The 15138-nt window shown below is 62.1% G+C and carries 18 protein-coding genes; 3 read left to right on the top strand and 15 right to left on the bottom strand.

Features of this window, described 5'->3' with window-relative positions; genetic code table 11:
• Positions 1-123 precede the first annotated feature (123 nt).
• Positions 124-858 (bottom strand): GntR family transcriptional regulator, encoded by a 735-nt coding sequence (locus tag NCS00_RS01680; protein ID WP_008351740.1) that lies wholly within the window; start codon positions 856-858, stop codon positions 124-126.
• A 315-nt stretch (positions 859-1173) separates the two neighbouring features.
• On the opposite strand from NCS00_RS01680, the gene NCS00_RS01670 reads away from it, so the two are divergent.
• Entirely contained in the window at positions 1174-2100 is a 927-nt protein-coding gene (locus tag NCS00_RS01670) for a bifunctional helix-turn-helix transcriptional regulator/GNAT family N-acetyltransferase (protein ID WP_008351741.1), read from the top strand.
• A gap of 58 nt (positions 2101-2158) precedes the next feature.
• Here NCS00_RS01670 and NCS00_RS01665 read toward each other — a convergent pair whose 3' ends face one another.
• Positions 2159-2971 (bottom strand): MetQ/NlpA family ABC transporter substrate-binding protein, encoded by an 813-nt coding sequence (locus NCS00_RS01665; protein WP_034470515.1) that lies wholly within the window; start codon positions 2969-2971, stop codon positions 2159-2161.
• A 201-nt stretch (positions 2972-3172) separates the two neighbouring features.
• Between NCS00_RS01665 and NCS00_RS01660 the strand changes: the two genes are divergently transcribed.
• Positions 3173-3472 (top strand): YciI family protein, encoded by a 300-nt coding sequence (locus tag NCS00_RS01660; RefSeq protein WP_034470513.1) that lies wholly within the window; start codon positions 3173-3175, stop codon positions 3470-3472.
• 34 nt (positions 3473-3506) lie between these two features.
• Here NCS00_RS01660 and NCS00_RS01655 read toward each other — a convergent pair whose 3' ends face one another.
• From NCS00_RS01655 to NCS00_RS01635, 5 genes are read right to left on the bottom strand one after another with little or no spacing between them, the layout of a single operon-like run.
• Positions 3507-4097 carry an SCO family protein gene (locus tag NCS00_RS01655; RefSeq protein ID WP_008351744.1) on the bottom strand — a complete coding sequence of 197 codons (591 nt, stop codon included), beginning with the start codon at positions 4095-4097 and terminating at the stop codon, positions 3507-3509.
• On the bottom strand, positions 4094-4999 hold the full coding sequence (gene cyoE, locus NCS00_RS01650; protein ID WP_008351745.1) for a heme o synthase: 906 nt from the start codon (positions 4997-4999) through the stop codon (positions 4094-4096). The genes NCS00_RS01655 and cyoE overlap by 4 nt, the downstream gene beginning before the upstream one ends.
• Before the next feature lie 9 nt (positions 5000-5008).
• The gene (locus NCS00_RS01645; protein WP_008351746.1) at positions 5009-6133 is read right to left on the bottom strand and encodes a COX15/CtaA family protein; all 1125 of its coding nucleotides are present in this window, start codon (positions 6131-6133) and stop codon (positions 5009-5011) included.
• Positions 6134-6165: 32 nt separating this feature from the next.
• Positions 6166-6816 carry an SCO family protein gene (locus tag NCS00_RS01640; protein WP_034470511.1) on the bottom strand — a complete coding sequence of 217 codons (651 nt, stop codon included), beginning with the start codon at positions 6814-6816 and terminating at the stop codon, positions 6166-6168.
• Between the two features lie 30 nt (positions 6817-6846).
• Positions 6847-7599, bottom strand: a complete 753-nt coding sequence (locus NCS00_RS01635; protein WP_034470509.1) for an SURF1 family protein — start codon at positions 7597-7599, stop codon at positions 6847-6849.
• A 125-nt stretch (positions 7600-7724) separates the two neighbouring features.
• On the opposite strand from NCS00_RS01635, the gene NCS00_RS01630 reads away from it, so the two are divergent.
• Positions 7725-7934, top strand: a complete 210-nt coding sequence (locus NCS00_RS01630; RefSeq protein ID WP_034470507.1) for a twin transmembrane helix small protein — start codon at positions 7725-7727, stop codon at positions 7932-7934.
• Between the two features lie 206 nt (positions 7935-8140).
• On the opposite strand, the gene NCS00_RS01625 is transcribed toward NCS00_RS01630, so the two are convergent.
• From NCS00_RS01625 to NCS00_RS01590, 8 genes are all read right to left on the bottom strand, one after another.
• A complete protein-coding gene (locus NCS00_RS01625) occupies positions 8141-8998 on the bottom strand; it encodes a cytochrome c oxidase subunit 3 (protein ID WP_008351755.1) in 858 nt (285 codons plus the stop codon).
• Between the two features lie 85 nt (positions 8999-9083).
• Positions 9084-9287 carry a DUF2970 domain-containing protein gene (locus tag NCS00_RS01620; RefSeq protein WP_008351758.1) on the bottom strand — a complete coding sequence of 68 codons (204 nt, stop codon included), beginning with the start codon at positions 9285-9287 and terminating at the stop codon, positions 9084-9086.
• 5 nt (positions 9288-9292) lie between these two features.
• Positions 9293-9865 carry a cytochrome c oxidase assembly protein gene (locus NCS00_RS01615; protein ID WP_008351760.1) on the bottom strand — a complete coding sequence of 191 codons (573 nt, stop codon included), beginning with the start codon at positions 9863-9865 and terminating at the stop codon, positions 9293-9295.
• A gap of 9 nt (positions 9866-9874) precedes the next feature.
• Positions 9875-10015 (bottom strand): cytochrome oxidase small assembly protein, encoded by a 141-nt coding sequence (locus tag NCS00_RS01610; protein ID WP_008351762.1) that lies wholly within the window; start codon positions 10013-10015, stop codon positions 9875-9877.
• A gap of 63 nt (positions 10016-10078) precedes the next feature.
• A complete protein-coding gene (gene ctaD / locus NCS00_RS01605; RefSeq protein ID WP_008351764.1) occupies positions 10079-11689 on the bottom strand; it encodes a cytochrome c oxidase subunit I in 1611 nt (536 codons plus the stop codon).
• A gap of 97 nt (positions 11690-11786) precedes the next feature.
• Positions 11787-13400, bottom strand: a complete 1614-nt coding sequence (coxB, locus tag NCS00_RS01600; protein ID WP_008351767.1) for a cytochrome c oxidase subunit II — start codon at positions 13398-13400, stop codon at positions 11787-11789.
• 42 nt (positions 13401-13442) lie between these two features.
• Positions 13443-13916 (bottom strand): DUF2244 domain-containing protein, encoded by a 474-nt coding sequence (locus tag NCS00_RS01595; protein ID WP_008351769.1) that lies wholly within the window; start codon positions 13914-13916, stop codon positions 13443-13445.
• Between the two features lie 232 nt (positions 13917-14148).
• Positions 14149-15129 (bottom strand): methyltransferase domain-containing protein, encoded by a 981-nt coding sequence (locus tag NCS00_RS01590; RefSeq protein WP_034470505.1) that lies wholly within the window; start codon positions 15127-15129, stop codon positions 14149-14151.
• Positions 15130-15138 lie beyond the last annotated feature (9 nt).

Raw genomic sequence — 15138 nt, 5'->3', positions numbered from 1 at the left:
GTGCCGTCCGCGCCGTGCTGCGAGCAGGCTTTCGTCGCGAAAGAAGCGAACGGCGTCCTTGGGTCCTCTCGTTCTCTGTTTGCTCTCTTGATGCGTCCGGATTAAGCGCGTCTGTGCCGACGCTTATCGATGCAGTTCCGCGACGAAGTCGTAGTAGTCGTCGCGACAGTAGGTGTCCGTCAATTCGATCGCGCGTTGATCCGCCGAATAGCCGATGCGCGTGATCACGAGCAGCGCTGCACGCGGCGCGACGCCCATGAGCCGCGCGATCTCCGCGCCGGCGTTCACCGCGCGAAAGTGCTGCAACGCACGCACCACCGACAGCCCGCGCGCCTCCAGATACCGGTAGAGCGAAGCGCCGATCGCGAGTGGATCGGGCACCGCGGCGACCGGCAACGTTGAATGCTCGACCGCCATCACGATGCCGTCCGCGCGCCGCAACCGCTTCAGGCTTGCAACAGCCGCGCCCGGCGCCAGACCGAGGCGCACGGTTTCATCGCGATTCGCTGCGCGCAGTCCGCGTTCTAGCCAGATCGAATCGGGCGTGAAGCCGCGCTGCTCCATCTTTCGCGTGAAACCGGTGAGACGGGAAAGCGGATCTTCGACGCGCGGCGTGATGAAACTGCCCGCGCCTCGTACGCGCCGGATCAGACCTTGCTCGACCAGCAGCGCGATGGCCTTTCTCGCGGTGATCCGCGACACGCCCACACCTTCCGACAACGTGCGCTCGGACGGCAGCGCCTCGCCAGCCGACCAGTTGCCCGCGTGGATCGCCGTGGCGAGGCGCGACGCCAACTGAAGATAGAGCGGCGTGTCGCTCCGCGCGTCGGGTGTCAGGTCCTGCCAGCGATGCTCCATCGAAAGCTCTCACCTCAAAAGTGGAGCCCATTATATAACCAACATAATACCAGTCAACGCTAAAGCGGCGTCTCAGGACGAACGTCAAATTTCTCGCTAAATCAATGAGTTAAAAAATGTTTAGCGGCTCGATTCGGAACATGTCTGCTATTGGGACTTACCCGTACACGTAGTCCACTTGCCGAATTGGTTCCTTAATTGCCTGATAACCCATTTTTCGGGCATTTTCGTATTCGCACGGTCGTTCTTCTTTGGCACAATGCATGTATTAATTCGGATTCACAATTAATTTCAACAAAACGAGAGACTAGAGCGATGGGCAGTTCCGATCCGAGCCGGGCCGTCGAAGCGGTGCGCCGTTTCAACCGTTTTTATGCACGCCATACCGGCGCACTCCACGAGCGGCTCCATAAAAGCTGCTTTTCGTTAACTGAAGTTCGCATCCTGCATGAGTTGGCGCAGGACCGGGCTGCCACGGCGGCCGATTTATCGCGCAACCTTGGACTTGATACGGGCTATCTCAGTCGCCTGATCAACAATTTCCAGAAGAACGGCCTCGTGGTACGGCGAAAGAACGAATCGGACGGCAGAGCGCATCTGCTTCATATCACGCCCGAAGCGAAAGCCCAGGTCGATGAGATCGATCTGCACGTATCGGCCGAGGCCGCCGCGCTGCTCAAGCGGCTGACCGCTGCCGAAATCGATCAGCTCTGCACGGCAATGGCGGACGTCGAGCGTCTGCTCTCGCCGCCGAACGCCGAAGGAGAAACGCGACTGCGCGGCCCGCGCGCCGGAGACTTCGGCTGGATGATCGAGCGCCAGGCGCATCTATATAGCGGCGAGCGGCCGAAGCTGGTCAGCGAGGCATGGGCGGCGAACATGGTCGCGAACTTTCTCGCGGAGATGCAGGCGAACACCCCGCGCATCGCGTGTTGGGTGGCGGAGCAGAACAACGCGACGCGCGTCGGTGCCGCGATACTTACTGCGGACTCCGAAAGCCGCGCACGCATCGACATGTTGTTCGTCGAACCGGGCGCGCGGCGTCGCGGACTCGGCGAGCGGCTCGTCGCGGCGTGCACGAACTTCGCGCACGGCGCTCGCTACGAACAGGTGATCTGCCGGCTGGACGAGCCCTACGAAGATTTCTGCGGACTCTTCATGCGAACCGGTTTCACGCCGGTGCAGGAGGGGAGCACGGGCATTCTTTGGCAGCGGCAGTTGCAGCAGATTTGCGTCGACTGATTGCGCCAAGGAAAACGGCGTCCCGCAGGACGCCGTTTCGAAACTCAAGCGATGACATTCAGAACGAAGGCACGACCGAGCCTTTGAACTCGCTCTTCAGGAACTGGCGGACATCTTCCGACTGGTAAGCCGCAACCAGCTTCTTCACCCACGGCTGATCCTTGTCCTTCGCGCGCACCGCGATCAGGTTCGCGTACGGGCTATGCACGTCTTCGAGCGCGATTGCGTCCTTCGTCGGCTGCAGGCCCGCGGCAAGCGCGAAGTTCGTGTTGATCGCGGCGGCATCGACGTCGGCGAGCGTGCGCGGCAATTGCGCGGCGTCGAGTTCGACGAGCTTGATCTTCTTCGGATTCTCCGCCACGTCGAGCGCCGTCGCGTTGTTGCCGTTCGCGCCCGCGCCCGCCTTCAGCTTGATGACGCCTTGCGCTTGCAGCAGCAACAGCGCGCGATTCTCGTTCGACGGATCGTTTGGCACCGCGACCTTCGCGCCTTGCTGCAGATCCTTGAGCGACTTCAGTTTCTTCGAATAGACCCCGAGCGGCGAGATATACGTCAGCCCTGCGTTGACGATCTTGTAGCCGCGCTGCTTGATCTGACTGTCGAGATACGGCTGATGCTGGAAACTGTTTGCGTCGAGATCGCCGGCGTCGAGCGCTGCGTTCGGCTGCACGTAGTCGTTGAACTCGATCACTTTCACGTTGAGCCCTTCGCGCTTCGCGACCTTCTGCACGACTTGCCAGATTTGCGCGTCCGGGCCGCTGATGGTGCCGACCTTGATCACCTTGTCGTCGGCGTGAGCGGCGAGGCTCGTGAACAACGCGGCGGAGGCCGCGACTGCGGTAATGGCTTTAAGCAAATTTCTGCGCTGCATGGTGTTCCTGTTTCGATGATGCGTGCTTGCTGGATTGCCTGATTCGTCTCCGATCGATGATCAGACCGGGTGACGGATGTTCGCACAGCATTGGTGCGACGTGAAATACAGATTGCTCATGTGAATATCCGCTGCCACGGGGTACGGCTAGAATCAACAACAGAACATCACAAATCTCGCGAGCCGGAGGCGCATCTCACCATGTACGTCATCAATCTTCGCTACACAGGCGCGCTTGCCGAGATCGACGACGCGCTCGACGCGCATCGCGCCTATCTCGAGCGCTATTTCGCGGCGGGCGTCTTCGTGATGGCGGGACCGAAGGTGCCGCGGGATGGCGGCGTCATCGTGGCGTCAGGCATCGAGCGCGATCGGCTAGATGCGATCGTCGCGGAAGATCCGTTCGCGCAGCAAGGGCTCGCGCACTACGACATCATCGAATTCAAGGCGACGCGGCTCGCGCCGGGTCTGAATCTGCCTGAGCCGTCGCTGGACGGCTGAAAAAAGAAGTGGCCCGTTCGGGCCACTTTCGCGATCAGTCGATCAAGATTTTCAGGTCGTGAACCCACGGCTCGACGCCCTGCCCGTCGCGCGCGAAGAGACGCAGCTTGCCGTCCTTGTCGAACACGTAGCTCGCGGCGGTGTGATCCATCGTGTAGTCGTCGGGCGTCTTGCCCTGCGACTTCGCATAGTAGACGCGGAAGTCCTTGGCGAGCTTCGCGAGTTGCGCATCGTCGGCGGGCCGCAGACCGACATACGACGAGTTGAACGCCGCCACGTACTGACCGAGCAGATCGGGCGTGTCGCGCGCCGGGTCGACGGTGACCATCAGCACCTGCACGTCTTTCGCTTTGTCGCCGAGTTGCTGCATCGCTTGGGAGAGCTCGGCGAGCGTCGTCGGGCACACGTCGGGGCAATGCGTATAGCCGAAGAACAGCACCACGGCCTTGCCCTTGAAGTCCGCGAGCGTGCGCGTCTTGCCGTGCGTATCGGGCAAGGCGAAATCGCTGCCGAATTGCTTGTTCCCGGTGATGTCGAGATTCTTGAAATCCGGGGCTTTCTCGCACGCCGAAAGCAGCGCCGCGAAAAACAGCAGCGCGAAGATGCGACGAAGAATGGCCGTCATGCGCCGATCACCGTACGCACGTAGTGATCGACGAGCAGCGCGCCGAACAGCAGCGACAGGTACACGATCGAATAGCGGAAGGTCTTGCGCGCGAGCGCATCGGAATAGTCGCGATACATCTTCCACGCGTAGCCGATGAAACCCGCGCCGAGGGCGATCGCGCTCGCCAGATACACGACGCCGCTCATGCCGGAGATATACGGCATCAGCGTCACGGCGAACAGCACGAGCGTGTAGAGGAAGATGTTGAGCAGCGTGTACTTCTCGCCGTGGGTGATCGGCAACATCGGCAGGCCGGCGTTCTCGTAATCCTTGCGGCGATACAGCGCGAGCGCCCAGAAATGCGGCGGCGTCCACACGAAGATGATCAGCACGAGAATCCATGCGTCGCCGGGCACGTGTCCCGTGACCGCGGCCCAGCCGAGCGCCGGCGGCATTGCGCCCGACGCACCGCCGATCACGATGTTCTGCGGCGTGTAAGGCTTGAGCAGCAGCGTGTAGATGACCGCGTAGCCGACGAACGTGGCAATGGTGAGCCACATCGTAAGCGGATTGGTGAACGTGTAGAGCGTCCACATGCCGATGCCGCCGAGCAACGCGGAGAACGTCAAAATCTGCGTGGACGTGATCTGGCCGCGCGCGGACGGTCGCCACGCGGTGCGGCGCATTTTTGCATCGACTTTTTGCTCGACGAGACAATTGATTGCAAATGCCGCGCCGGCCAGCAACCAGATGCCGACGGCGCCGCCGATCAGCTTGTCCCACGGCACCATGCCGGGCGTGGACAGAAACATGCCGATGACGGCACAGAAAACGGCGAGCTGCGTGACGCGCGGCTTGGTCAGCGCGAGATACTGCGATGCGCGGCTGCCGAGTGGGGAGTTGAGTGTCGTGCTATCCATGATGTGGAGTCACGCTGAAACGACGTCGCGCGCGGGAACTGCGGCGCGGCCGGGACGGCTGGAAGAGATTCGAAAGTTTAGCATAACGAGTAGCAGCAACAGGATCGCGGCTCCGCCGTTGTGCGCCACCGCGACCGGCAACGGCCACTGCAGCACGATGTTCGACATGCCCGTCAGGAACTGAAGGACGATCATCAACAATACGCCGTTTGCGGGCTTTCGCAGCGATTCGAAACGTCGCAGTCTCAGCGCGAGCCACAGCAGATAAATCACGACGACGACCGCGAACGTGCGATGCGTCCAGTGAATCGCCACCAACGCGTCCTGCGAGATCACGTCACCGTCGCCGGTCATGCCGAGCGCGCGCCAGAGATGAAAGCCGTGCTCAAAATTCATTGGCGGAACCCACTGGCCGTTGCACAGCGGAAAGTCCGTGCACGCGAGCACCGCGTAATTCGTGCTGACCCAGCCGCCGAGCGCGATCTGCACGACGAGCACCAGCAAGCCGAATGCCGCGGCCGGCATCCAGCGCGCGGCGGCGGCATTCGAAACCGAGTCGAGCGATGGAATCGGCGTCATGCGCGCCGCCAGCCAGCCGAGCACGCCGAGCAGCGCGAGTCCGAGCAGCAGGTGCGTCGTGACGATCACCGGTTGCAGCTTCAGTGTGACGGTCCACGCGCCGAACGCGCCTTGCAGCAGGATAAGCAGCAGAATGCCCGTCGGCCACCACGGCGACACGTGCAGCGGACGCTTCTTGATGCGCGCCGTCCACGCGATGATCACCTGCGCGATGATGAGCACGCCGATCGCCATCGCGAAATAGCGATGCAGCATCTCGATCCACGCCTTCACCATGCTGACGGGACCGGTCGGCATCGCCTGATACGCGGCTGAAATCTGCGCATGGGCGATGAACGGCGACGACGTCCCGTAGCAGCCGGGCCAGTCCGGGCAGCCGAGGCCGGAATCGGTCAGACGCGTGAAGCCGCCGAACATGATGAGATCGAGCGTCAGGAAAGTGGTCAGCCAGACGAGTTTCCTGAACTTGTCGTCATCGGCCTTCACCCATACGTACGAGAGCGGCAGCAGCGCGATGCAGATGCCGATCAGGCCCAGTTGCAATACATAACTCATGTTTAACCTTCAAACCGCGTATTAGCCGCGCTTTAGCCGATGCGCGACCACTTCAGGAGCTTTGCCACATCCCCGTTGATCTTCTTCGGATCGGGATTTTTCGGGAAGCGCATCATCAGATTGCCGTTCGGATCGACGAGAAAGATGTGATCCGTGAGCTTTGTGCCGTCATTCACCGGCAGCCACGCCGCGATCGCCTTCTCGTCGGCGACGAGCATGCGCGTGTCCGGCTGCGGATACGCGGACTTGATGACGTCGGCGACCGGCTTGTCATCGGTGCGCAGCCACACGTTCACGACGCGCTCGCGCTCGGCGTTCTGCAACACGCGCACTTGCCGCATGAAATAGAGGCGCGTCGCGCATTGCTCGTCGCAGTCGCTGCCGTTGACGGTGATCATCAGCCATTTGCCTTCGAGCGACTTGAACGGCAGGGTCTGCCCTTTTTCATCGGTGACGACGAGCCGCGCCGGAATCGGGCGCTGCGGATCGATCAGCGTGCCGTAGCTCGATGTGCCGCCCGCGGGCTTGAACACGTAGTACATCAGATACGACGCGATCACCGGCGCTGCGCACACGAGCGCGAGCAGCAAAAGCATCCAGCGGCCGCTGATCCAGGAGCCTTTCTTCGCGTTTCCTTGCTGCGTGCGTGTCTTGTCGGTGGCAGCGGAGCGTTGTGATTGCATCGGTGAAAATGTGTCTCTGTTCGTCAGTGTTCAGGCGTGATGCTCGGCTTCATCGTCGGATTCGCCGCCTATGTCGGTTGCATCGCGCTTCTTCCCGGCGCGGCGCGCGGCGTACAGGCCAAACCCGATGGCCGCCGCCGCCATGCCCCACCACTGGAACATGTAGCCGTAATTGCGCTCGACGCCGAGCGTCGGCGCGGGCCAGTCGCGCACGAGCCTGTCGCCGGTATCGTTCGTCTGCTGGATCACGAACGGCTGAAACGCCAGCCCGGTTTCGGCCGCGTACGATCTGATATCCAGGTTCTGGCGGATCTCCTTGTGCGCAGCCGATCCGCCGCTGCCCAGTTCGAACGCCTGCGACGCATTCGCGCGCGCGATCCCCTTCACCTCGACGACGCCTTTCGGCGTCTCATACGGCTCGATGCCCGTGCGGTCCGCCATGTTGCGCGGCAGCCATCCGCGATTGACGAGCACATAGCCGCCGCCCTCGAGTTTAAGCGGCATCACGACATAAAAGCCTGGCTGGTCGTTATAGGGACGATTGTCCAGATACACGACGCGCTCCGGCATGAACTCGCCGCGCGCCTCCACGCGATGGAACTCGATCGACTTGAGCGGCATCGGCTCGACGCCGACTTCGCGCGCGGGCGCATTCTCGAACGCGACGATCTGCGCGTTGAGCGCTTCCTTCTGATGCGCGCGGTCGCGCTGCCAGAAGCCGAGGCGCACCGTGATCGCGACGACGATCAGAATCAGGAGCGCGGGCCAGAACCGGATCTTCATGCCGAACGCCTAACCGTCGGCATCCGGCCGGCCGCTACACGCCGGGTTCCGTCGAGTGAGATAATGAGATAGTCCAAATTCATACTGCTCACCGTCGTTCCTGAGCAAAATCGCTGGCTGGTTTCATGCACATCTTCGTTGCTATCGCATTCATCCTTATCATCGGCAGCCTGGGCTCGGCGCTCTATTTCATGATGACCGACCGGGGCAGGACGAAGCGGATGGTGTGGTCGCTCGCCGCGCGCGTCGGGCTGTCCATCTCGCTCTTCCTTTTCATCCTGTTCGCTCACTGGATGGGCTGGCTTCAAACGTCGGGCGTTCCCATCGGACGCTGATCGCGACGATACGCGCAACGCGCGCCTCGCCCCGCGAGGCGAATTGTCGCGCGCGGCGCTAAAACGCACCGCCTCTTCAAACGACAACGCCGCCCCTTGAGACATCGAGGGCGGCGTGTTGATCACTGCTTCTATGCTCTCGGACCGGCGTCGCCGCCGGCCTTGCATCGCCGACGGCGCATCGCGCGCGCCCGCGTCGATATTCCTTACAGCCAGTAGACGACGACGTACAGACCCAGCCACACGACGTCGACGAAGTGCCAGTACCACGCGGCGCCCTCGAACGCGAAGTGGTGCTCCGCCGTGAAGTGACCGCGAATCAGCCGGAACATCACCACTGCCAGCATCGTGCCGCCGAGGAACACGTGGAAACCGTGGAAGCCCGTCAGCAGGAAGAACGTCGAGCCGTACACGCCGGAGTTGAGCGTCAGGTTGAGTTCGTTGTACGCGTGGAAATACTCGTAGCCCTGGCAGAACAGGAAGATGATACCGAGCAGAACAGTCGCGCCCAGCCAGATGATCGCCTTCTTGCGATGATCTTCGCGCAGCGCGTGGTGCGCCACCGTCAGCGTCGCGCCGGAAGACAGCAGAAGCGCCGTGTTGATGGTCGGCAGGGGCCACGGCACCATCGCGCGGAAATGCGGCACGAGCGCGGCGGGGCCGTTGTTCGGCCACACGGCGGTGAAGTCCGGCCAGATCAGCTTGTAGTCGAGGCTGCCGAGTTCGTGCATCGCGATGGCGCGCGCGTAGAACAGCGCGCCGAAGAACGCCGCGAAGAACATCACTTCGGAGAAGATGAACCAGCTCATGCTCCAGCGGTACGACACATCGACACGCTTGCCGTACATGCCGCCTTCGGATTCGGAGATGGCGTCGCCGAACCAGTGCCACAGCACGAACAGCACGAACAGCAAGCCGATAAACGTGCCGGCGGGCCCGAAGCTATGGCCGTTCACCCACGACGCCAGCGAGGCGAGCATGATCAGCAAGCCAGTTGCAGCCATCACCGGATGCCGCGACGGATGCGGCACGAAATAGTACGGGCTCTCGTTTTGACCGCTCATTGTTGATTCTCCACTTCGATCCAGTTGCTTGAATTTTCTTTTGCCGCCGGCAGCAGCGCTTCGCGCGACGCCCGGCGTTTTCCGTCTATCCCACTACCGCGCGCACGATCAGCAACAACACGACGATGAACAGCACCGCCCCGATGATGCCCGCCGCGATCAGATGCAGCGGATTCAACTGCGCGGCGTCGCTCTCCAGGTCGGCCCGGCGGCGCACGCCGAAAAACGACCAGCACACCGCCTTGATGAGCTTGAAGAAACCGCCCTTTTTCGGCGTATCCGCGCTCATGGCCGTCACGAGCCCTTCGCCACCGACTTCGGCGTGTTCAGCTCGAAGAACGTGTACGACAGCGTGATCGTCTTCACATCCTTCGGCAGCTTCGGATCGACGACGAACACGACCGGCATGCGCTTGGTCTCGTTCGGCGCGAGCGTCTGCTGCGTGAAACAGAAGCATTCGATCTTCTTGAAATACTCGGTGGCCTGCTTCGGCGCATAGCTCGGAATCGCCTGCGCGTTCACCGTGCGATTCTGCTCGTTGGTCACGTCGTACATGACCGTCATCACTTCGCCGGGATGGATGTCCAGCGAGTTCTGCTCCGGCTTGAACTTCAGCGGGCCGCGCGCGTTCGCATCGAATTCGATCGAGATCGAGCGGCTCATGTCCACTTGCGTGTTCTTCGCCTCGCGCGCGCCGACGTCCTTCTGCACGAGGTTGTTGATGCCGGTGATCTGGCAGATCGCGCGGTACATCGGCACGAGCGCAAAGCCGAAGCCGAACATCAGCGCGGCGACGACGAAGAGCTTGACCAGCATCGACCGGTTGAACGACCGGTCGACATGCGAATTTTCCTGCTGAGTGGACACGTTGCTTTCCTACCCTCGCGACAACAGGTATTGCCTGACGACGATACCCAGAAAGAAGACGGCGGCAACCAACACCATGATGATTCCGAGCCGCTTGTTACCCGCGCGTATTTCCTCGGGCGTGCGTCTTTTTTGTGGATTCGGGGCCATGCTTTCTCTTGCTTGCCGGCTGCAAGACTTCCGTGGCGGAAGCCTTGCAAACCTCGATGCTATTTATTCGACCGTCGGCGGATTTTCAAACGTATGGAACGGCGCCGGGCTCGGCACGGTCCATTCGAGGCCTTCCGCGCCATCCCACGGCTTGTCGGATGCCTTCTCCAGCTCGCCGCCGCCACGATACGTCGGCAGCGCGACCGCGAACAGGAAGTACACCTGTGCGAGGCCGAAGCCGAATGCGCCGATCGTCGCGACCTGGTTGAAGTCCGTGAACTGCGCCGGGTAGTCCGCATAACGGCGCGGCATGCCGGCGAGACCCAGGAAGTGCATCGGGAAGAACGTGATGTTGAAGAAGATCATCGACGCCCAGAAGTGGATCTTCCCGCGCATCTCGTTGTACATCCAGCCGGTCCACTTCGGCGCCCAGTAGTACCAGCCTGCGAACAACGCGAAGAGCGAACCCGCCACCAGCACGTAGTGGAAGTGCGCCACGACGTAATAGGTGCCGTGCATCTGGATGTCGAGCGGCGCCATCGACAGGATCAGGCCCGTGAAGCCGCCCATCGTGAACACGAACAGGAAGCCGATCGCGAACAGCATCGGGGTTTCGAACGACAGCGCGCCGCGCCACATCGTCGCCACCCAGTTGAACACCTTCACGCCCGTCGGGACCGCGATCAGCATCGTCGCGTACATGAAGAAGAGCTGGCCCGTCACCGGCATGCCGGTCGCGAACATGTGGTGCGCCCACACCATGAACGACAGGATCGCGATCGATGCCGTCGCGTACACCATCGAGCTATAGCCGAACAGCGGCTTGCGCGAGAACGCCGGAATCACCTGCGACACGATCCCGAACGCCGGCAAGATCATGATGTACACCTCGGGGTGACCGAAGAACCAGAAGATGTGCTGGTACATCACCGGATCGCCGCCGCCCGCCGCGTTGAAGAACGACGTGCCGAAGTGACGGTCGAACAGCACCATCGTGATCGCGCCCGCCAGGACCGGCATCACGGCGATCAGCAGGTACGCGGTGATGAGCCACGTCCACGCGAACATCGGCATCTTCATGAGCGTCATGCCCGGCGCGCGCATGTTCAAAATCGTCACGACGATGTTGATGCCGCCCATGATCGACGACGCGCCCATGATGTGGACCGCGAAAATCGCGAAGTCCATGCCGGGGCCCATTTGCGTGGAGAGCGGCGCGTACAGCGTCCAGCCCGCGGCGGTTGCGCCGCCCGGCACGAAGAACGAGCCGACGAGCAGCACCGCGGCAGCCGGCAGCAGCCAGAAGCTGAAGTTGTTCATCCGCGCGAACGCCATGTCCGATGCGCCGATCTGCAGCGGCACCATCCAGTTCGCGAAACCGACGAACGCCGGCATGATCGCGCCGAACACCATGATGAGGCCGTGCATGGTGGTCAGCTGATTGAAGAACTCGGGACGCATGATCTGCAGGCCCGGCTCGAACAGCTCGGCACGGATGCCGAGCGCCATCACGCCTCCGGAGAGGAACATGATGAAGGAGAACAACAGGTACAGCGTACCGATGTCCTTGTGGTTGGTAGCGAAGAGCCACCGGCGCCAGCCATGCGGCGTCTCGTGCGCATGGTCGTGCGCGTGGTCGTGACCTGCGCCTACATCGTGTCCGATGCTAGACATGACAATCATCTCCTAAAGCGAATACTCGGGGCACTTGGCAATGACGCGTGGGACTTTCCGTTGCCGTCCGGCGAAGGAAAGCGCCACGCTCGGCACGTCAAGCAGCCGGACTGATTTCCACGCGACGCGCTTCCTTGTTATCGGCGCCGCCCGTGATGGTTTCCGGTTTCTTCAACACGATGCGGTCTTCCGACACGCCCGCTGCCTTCAGCGCGTCGCGCACGGCTTGCGCGCGGCGCTTGGCGAGATCGGCGTTCTGGTCGGCGTTGCCGGTCGCATCGGTGAATCCCGACAACGCGATCTTCGCGTCCGGATGCGCCTTTGCGTAGGCCGCCGCGGCGTCCACCGCACTCTTCGCGTCGGCGGGCAGCGAATCCTTGCCCGTCTCGAAATAGATGCTGGCGGGCAGACCGGCGGCTTGCGACGCCTGCGCACCCGATGCAGCCGGCGCGCTCGCTTCGGCCGCCGCGGGCGCGGCGCTCGCCGCTTCCGGCGCCGATGCCGCCGCCGCATTGCCGCCGCCTTCGGGCATCTTGCCCGCCTTGGCGTCGATGACCTGCTTCGGTTGCAGCAGATCGCCGGTGTGGTTGCTCCAGCTATTACGCTCGAACGTGACGACCGACGCGATCTCGACGTCGTTCAACACACCTTGCCACGGCGGCATCGCGGCCTTGCCGTGCAGCACGATATTCAGATGCTCGGCGATGGAACCGTTCGCGATCTTCGAGCCGTCGAGCGCCGGGAACTGGCCCGCGCCCTTGCCGGTCGGCTGGTGGCAGACCGCGCAGTTCGACGTGTAAACCTGCTGGCCGCGCGCCATCAGTTCGTCCTTGGTGTACGTCTTGAGCGGATCGTCCTGGCCGGCGGCCATCTTCTTCTTTTGCCCGTCGACCCACTTTGCGTAGTCATCGGCCGACAGCACTTCGACGACCACCGGCATGTACGCGTGCTCCTTGCCGCACAGTTCCGTACAGAATCCGCGATACGTGCCCACCTTCTCGGCCTTGAACCACGTGTCGCGCACGAAGCCCGGAATCGCATCCTGCTTCACGCCGAATGCCGGGACGTACCACGAGTGAACGACATCGTTCGCCGTCGTGATGATGCGGATCTTCTTGTCGACCGGCACGACGAGCGGGTTGTCGACTTCCTGCAGATACAGCGTCGAGATCGGCTTCTGACCGTTCACTTCGCTGCGCGGCGTGGAGAGCGTCGAGAGGAAGCTGATGCCTTCGCCCGGACCCTTCACGTAGTCGTAGCCCCACTTCCACTGATAGCCCGTGACCTTGACGGTGAGATCGGCGTTGGACGTGTCCTTCATCGCGACGACGGCCTTGGTTGCCGGCAGCGCCATCAGAATGACGATGATGAACGGCACGATCGTCCAGATGATTTCGACCGTGGTGCTTTCGTGGAAGTTGGCCGGCTTGAAGCCTTTCGACTTGCGATGCTTGAAGAGCGAATAGAACATCACCCCGAACACGCCAATGAAGATGACGGTGCAGATGATGAGCATGAAGATATGGAGGCCGTAGAGCTCCTCGGCGATCTTCGTCACAGGCTGCTGGAAGTTGATCTCGTTGACAGCGGGACCGCCTGGACTGTTTTCGACCGCCAGGGCTGCACCGGCGGAAAGCAGTGCGCCTGCCGCCAGCACGCCCGAGAGGGCTCGCTTGATTGTTTTCATAGCATCCTTACCCAAATTTTCCATTCAAACCCTCGACCCCCGTGGCATCGCACCCGCCGGCTCCTCTCATAGACGTCTCAGCGACGCCTGTAACTCGGCAGCAAATTGTTTGCGACGATGCTGTGCAAGGTGTTGTCCGATTTTCACCGATTGACCGCGCGATACGATCGTGAGCGGCTCTCTCGGCGTCGCGCCCGCTTCGACCCGCACCCAACGCGGATTGAACTCGAACTGCGTCAGCTCTTCGGCGTTCATCTGTTCGATCAACAACCGGTTTTGATACAGCCGGATCCGTTCGTAGTCGACCGCATGGCGCGCGTAGATCAGAAACGCGATGCCCACGACCGCCAACTCGATTCCGGTGAACGGCAGCACCAGCCAGGCGCCGTTCAGAAACAGCGGCGTTGCGATTGCCAGCGAAAACAGCGCAAGCGACACATAGAAGCCCACGAACTGACGCGGCGAGACCGAGCAGTTTCGCTTCATCAGCCAGTCCTTGATGACCGGCTCGGACTCCGTCAGCGTCTGGCTGGCTTGCATCGCTGCCTCCATCAATCCGCACGCAATCACACACATTTGCTCGGATTTCGCCCAAATTTGTGTCGGTCCGGGCGACAAACTGACGCATTATAGGCGTCTTGGGTGGCATCCACAAGCAAGGGTCGTAACCTCGCAAAGCCAAGCGCCACAAGCTTCTGCGCCTTTTTGACGCACCTTTTTGCGCGCTTTTCTTGCGCAAATTTCAGACATAACAACTGTGCTCTTTACCGATTCAGCGTTTCGGTCTCGAGCCTCGTCCAATGTCTTGAAGACGGACGATGCCGTGCCCGTCCGCTGTCGTGCGCGGCACTGCCTTCCACGCATGCCCGTAGATCACTTCGAAGGTCAGCGGGATCGTGCCGTCGTCGCGGCGCAGCGCTTCGAGCGCCTGATGCACCGCGCCGCGCACGGCCTTGGCGTCCGCATGGCCTTCGTCGAACGCGCGCTCGAACGGATACGCGCCCCAGCGCGTCACGTCCGCGAACAGCGATTCAGGCGATTTGTACGTGATCGTCAGCACTTCCTGATCCATCACCGGAATTTCGAAGCCGCTTTCGACGAGCATGTCGCCGAGATCGTGCATGTCGACGAAATCGATCGTATGCGCTTGCGGCGCGAGCCCGAGCGTCCGCTCCGCTTCGCGATACGCGGCGCGAAGCTCGCGCAGCGTATCGGGGCCGAACGTGCTGAACATCAGCAAGCCGTTCACCTTGAGCACGCGCTGCCATTCGGGAAAAACGAGGTCGGGCCGCGCATGCCAGTGCAGCGCGAGATTCGACCACAAAAGTTCGAACGCGCCCGATGCGAACGGCAGCGCGGAAAAATCCGCCTGCGCGAGTTGCGGGCCGCGTGCGCCGAACGCCTTCGCGAGCGTCGAAGGAAGAAAGCGGCGCCATCCCGCGCCGTTGTCCGCGTCCGTGGCTTCGGCGGCGCGCGCGCGCGCGAGCATCGCGGACGAGATGTCGATGCCGGTCACCGACGCCTCTGCAAAGCGTTCCCGCAAACCGGCCAGGTCCGCCCCGGCGCCGCACGCCGCATCGAGGACGCGCATCGGCGCAACCTTGATGTATTCGAGCCGCTCGCGCATGCGCTCCGCGATCTCGCGTGGCAGGAACGCGACCTCGTCGAAGGCGGCGGCGCGACCGTCGAAGATCGCGCGCAAACGGCGCGGATCATAGGCCGGACGGCTAGTTTTAGGGGATGTCGGGGACATGTCGATCTT

It is taken from the genome of Caballeronia sp. AZ1_KS37, from assembly GCF_023631165.1.
Classification (GTDB): domain Bacteria; phylum Pseudomonadota; class Gammaproteobacteria; order Burkholderiales; family Burkholderiaceae; genus Caballeronia; species Caballeronia zhejiangensis.
This window is presented reverse-complemented; position numbering and strand designations above follow the sequence as displayed.

Bases quoted from the DNA above. Each gene is read 5' to 3' on its own strand.
- NCS00_RS01680 (WP_008351740.1), bottom strand. From the start codon at position 858: ATGGAGCATCGCTGGCAGGACCTGACACCCGACGCGCGGAGCGACACG.
- NCS00_RS01670 (WP_008351741.1), top strand. From the start codon at position 1,174: ATGGGCAGTTCCGATCCGAGCCGGGCCGTCGAAGCGGTGCGCCGTTTC.
- NCS00_RS01665 (WP_034470515.1), bottom strand. From the start codon at position 2,971: ATGCAGCGCAGAAATTTGCTTAAAGCCATTACCGCAGTCGCGGCCTCC.
- NCS00_RS01660 (WP_034470513.1), top strand. From the start codon at position 3,173: ATGTACGTCATCAATCTTCGCTACACAGGCGCGCTTGCCGAGATCGAC.
- NCS00_RS01655 (WP_008351744.1), bottom strand. From the start codon at position 4,097: ATGACGGCCATTCTTCGTCGCATCTTCGCGCTGCTGTTTTTCGCGGCG.
- cyoE (WP_008351745.1), bottom strand. From the start codon at position 4,999: ATGGATAGCACGACACTCAACTCCCCACTCGGCAGCCGCGCATCGCAG.
- NCS00_RS01645 (WP_008351746.1), bottom strand. From the start codon at position 6,133: ATGAGTTATGTATTGCAACTGGGCCTGATCGGCATCTGCATCGCGCTG.
- NCS00_RS01640 (WP_034470511.1), bottom strand. From the start codon at position 6,816: ATGCAATCACAACGCTCCGCTGCCACCGACAAGACACGCACGCAGCAA.
- NCS00_RS01635 (WP_034470509.1), bottom strand. From the start codon at position 7,599: ATGAAGATCCGGTTCTGGCCCGCGCTCCTGATTCTGATCGTCGTCGCG.
- NCS00_RS01630 (WP_034470507.1), top strand. From the start codon at position 7,725: ATGCACATCTTCGTTGCTATCGCATTCATCCTTATCATCGGCAGCCTG.
- NCS00_RS01625 (WP_008351755.1), bottom strand. From the start codon at position 8,998: ATGAGCGGTCAAAACGAGAGCCCGTACTATTTCGTGCCGCATCCGTCG.
- NCS00_RS01620 (WP_008351758.1), bottom strand. From the start codon at position 9,287: ATGAGCGCGGATACGCCGAAAAAGGGCGGTTTCTTCAAGCTCATCAAG.
- NCS00_RS01610 (WP_008351762.1), bottom strand. From the start codon at position 10,015: ATGGCCCCGAATCCACAAAAAAGACGCACGCCCGAGGAAATACGCGCG.
- ctaD (WP_008351764.1), bottom strand. From the start codon at position 11,689: ATGTCTAGCATCGGACACGATGTAGGCGCAGGTCACGACCACGCGCAC.
- coxB (WP_008351767.1), bottom strand. From the start codon at position 13,400: ATGGAAAATTTGGGTAAGGATGCTATGAAAACAATCAAGCGAGCCCTC.
- NCS00_RS01595 (WP_008351769.1), bottom strand. From the start codon at position 13,916: ATGCAAGCCAGCCAGACGCTGACGGAGTCCGAGCCGGTCATCAAGGAC.
- NCS00_RS01590 (WP_034470505.1), bottom strand. From the start codon at position 15,129: ATGTCCCCGACATCCCCTAAAACTAGCCGTCCGGCCTATGATCCGCGC.